At 32.1% G+C, this 3252-nt stretch carries 3 protein-coding genes; all 3 read left to right on the top strand.

Translation table 11 applies throughout. The features are described from left to right. The coding region (locus ACIQ2I_RS08700; RefSeq protein ID WP_396182023.1) for an RHS repeat-associated core domain-containing protein at positions 1–1246 on the top strand (1246 nt) is incomplete at its 5' end. Between the two features lie 23 nt (positions 1247–1269). After that, positions 1270–1761 carry a hypothetical protein gene (locus ACIQ2I_RS08695; protein WP_396182022.1) on the top strand — a complete coding sequence of 164 codons (492 nt, stop codon included), beginning with the start codon at positions 1270–1272 and terminating at the stop codon, positions 1759–1761. A gap of 465 nt (positions 1762–2226) precedes the next feature. Next, positions 2227–2880, top strand: a complete 654-nt coding sequence (locus tag ACIQ2I_RS08690) for a hypothetical protein (protein WP_396182021.1) — start codon at positions 2227–2229, stop codon at positions 2878–2880. Positions 2881–3252: the final 372 nt, after the last annotated feature.

The raw sequence follows: 3252 nt of genomic DNA, 5'->3' as shown, positions 1-3252 counted from the left end.
AAATATTTATTTTGAAGGTACAAATAGTGGAAATATTTCATATATTTACAATGCGATAGGAGGAAAAGTAAAAAAAGTAGTTGAAGATAATGTATCACATATTACAACTACTACTGATTATTTAAGCGGTTTTCAGTACAAAAATGCTACTTTACAGTTTTTTCCACATGCCGAAGGGTACGTTCATTACACCAAGCCATTAGCTGCACAAGGCGGAGCAAATAGTGCATTGGGTGCTTTTAATTATGTATTTAATTACACCGACCATTTAGGAAACGTTAGGTTATCTTATGCCAGAGACCCACTTGTAAGAAACAGAGTCAGAATATTAGAAGAAAACCATTATTATGCTTTTGGCTTAAAACACAAAAACTATAATGTAGAAAAACTAAATTTTGAAAAATTTCCAGAAACAGGTGTAGAAATTGTACCAGCACCCGCTGTTTCGAATGCAAGTTATAATTATAAATACAATGGCAAGGAGCTGCAAGAGGAACTAGGGCTTAATATGTACGACTATGGAGCTAGGAATTATGACCCTGCATTAGGACGTTGGATGAATATTGACCCGCTAGCGGAAACTTCTAGAAGATGGAATCCTTATAATTATTGTTATAATAATCCAATGACATTTGTTGACCCAGATGGGATGCAAGCAGAAAAAATCATTGTCAAGATTAATGAAAAAAATTCTGAAGGAGATGAAGTTGAAACAGATTTAGAGTATAAGAATGGAAAGTTGTATAGCGGTGATGGTAAAGAATATAAAGGAAGTAATTCTTATGCATCAAAAGTTTTGGAAGACTTAAATGAAATAAAAAATAGCGGAGATTCTGAAATGGTTAATAGATTAGACAAATTAGAAAAAAGCGAAAATGAACATTTCATAAAAGATGTAGAAAATGATGCTGAAGGTAATTCTAATACTGGTGATTATGCAATTTCTCAAAGATTAGGAATTTCAACTGGCTCAACTACTGAATATGACCCAACTAGAACAAAAAATGTTGGGGGAGAAGTTAGAGACCCAGTTATTGCTCTTGTACATGAGTTGTTAGGTCATGGATATGATAATGAGATGGGTACTTGGACAAGTGATGTGACAAAGAATGGAATTAAAATGAACGAAGTTAACGCTGTTAATATCGAAAATCGAATGAGAGCTGTAAAAGGAGAGAATAAAAGGACTACATATGGTAAAACCAATGGTAGATGGAACAAAATTCCTTCAGAGTTATTAGATTAGTTTTAATTAAAAATTATTTGAAAATGAAAATTATTTTATACTTTTTTTTGAGTTTGGGTTTGTTGCAAGATGTCTCTTTTATTGATAAAATTTTAAACGACTTTAAGTCTAATAGTAAATATTTATCCTTAAATATTAAGTCTCATGATTTTACTGGAAGTGCTATTATTGAAAATGATGATTTGTATACATATTTCCAAATTAAGAAAAAAGGAACTAAAGAAGATTATAAATTGTTTGTTAAAGATATACTTAACAAAAAGACATATATAGATTTAGGTGATGAATCTATTAAAAAATTAGGTTTTATAAAAGTAAAGGAATCCAAAAAAATTAAATGTAAATTAAAAAAAGGATTAGATAAATTCGTTAAAATTTATTTTAATGAAAATTTAACTGAAAAGGGTATAACAAATGAAGAAGAAAAAGCTTTTCTTATAAAAATATTATTTGATAATATGAGAAGTTGTTACATTGATGATGAAACTGGGTTGCTGATTTTAAACAAAAAATAAATTGGTTACTTATCAAAAAGCAATTTACAAACAACACATTAACAGCAGCTAGAAATACATTTTAGTTGCTGTTTTTACATCCATTCACACGTAAACGTTAGTATGTCTCAAATAGCCCCTACAGGAACAGCGGCACCCCCCGCCTTACTTGTTTGGGCTTTTTTAGTATCAAAATCCACGATAATGCTATTTTGATGTTACCTACCTCATGTACACAATTTGGCATATTAGCCCCTCATCCCTATGATGGTTTAAACAAATAGCCACCATGTTTCTGAGTTCGCTACCCAATGTGTCACTTTGAAACACTAAATTTTCTACCTAAAAAAAATATTTTTTAAAAAAAAGTCCCAAAAAGCTACACTTTTGGAAATTCGTTCGTATTTATTGTAAATGCTGCTTGAGTAAGTCCCTTGTATGGGCTTCTTGCATCTGAACAATAACAATATACTAACCAATAAAAAAATGAAGTATGAAAATTTAAAAAAATTTATAATAAGTACCAAAGCAAGTAAAAGTACAATCTACAGATTCTACAAAAAGAATGAAGAGCTATGGAACGAAACTAAAATACCAAGCGGTAAGCGATTATTTCCAATTGACCACGCAAGGTACTTTGATAGTGAAATCATGTTCGATGAGAACAAAGTATTACGCCAAGAAAACCAATCCATGAGAAATTTAATAGACAACCTAGTGGATAAGGACAGTTTGCAATTCAGAATATGGCAACTGGATTGGAGTTTCTTTGTAACGGTAGCCTATAGGCTAGAGCGTAACAAAAAGAGCTGTTACAAACAAATGAACGCTCTATATGAACACCTAGAGCAAAAATATGGTGATGCAACAAAATTACGTTTGTTCTTTACCAGTGAACCGTTTACCAATCGCAAAGGCTACCACAACCATATGGTTCTAAACGTAACCAATAGAAAGCTCCACGAAGAAATCCTAAACGAGATTAGAGACTTCTTTAGTTTTGACCGTGTGGATGTAAGACCATACAATATTTACAAAGCGGTAGTGTTCTACATGACCAAAGAAGGAACCATCAACGAGGATTGGGACATATTAGGCAACAACATCAAAGAGGATGGGTTGCAATTTGAAAAGAACTAACACCATGCGAATACGCCTTAGATTATCCCAACTTCAAAAAGTACTCCACAGCGAGCCACTTAAATTACCCATTACCTTTAAAGGTGAAGATTTCACCGATAAAGAATTATCAGTGTTTCTAAAATTATTGCAGCAAGCAGAATAGCGAGGTATCACCCTCGCTTTTTTGTTGTAAAGTATTGAAAACCAGGAAAAATGACTTTTTTCTTGTTTATTCCAAAAATGCCTGGTTTCTTTGTTTCACTTTTTGATAGAAGTGAAAGTAATTGCAAAAACCCAGTAAAATAAGGGCTTCGCAAAGGACGGTAAAAAGACCACTTTCACATACTATCGAAAAGCAATAAAAGTGAAACTAAAAACAGAAATTATGGC

The organism is Flavobacterium sp., from assembly GCF_044368995.1.
Lineage (GTDB): Bacteria > Bacteroidota > Bacteroidia > Flavobacteriales > Flavobacteriaceae > Flavobacterium.
Note: the sequence above shows the minus strand (reverse complement) of the source record. Positions and strands in the feature narration are given on the sequence as shown.

Bases quoted from the DNA above. Each gene is read 5' to 3' on its own strand.
- ACIQ2I_RS08695 (WP_396182022.1), top strand. From the start codon at position 1,270: ATGAAAATTATTTTATACTTTTTTTTGAGTTTGGGTTTGTTGCAAGAT.
- ACIQ2I_RS08690 (WP_396182021.1), top strand. From the start codon at position 2,227: ATGAAGTATGAAAATTTAAAAAAATTTATAATAAGTACCAAAGCAAGT.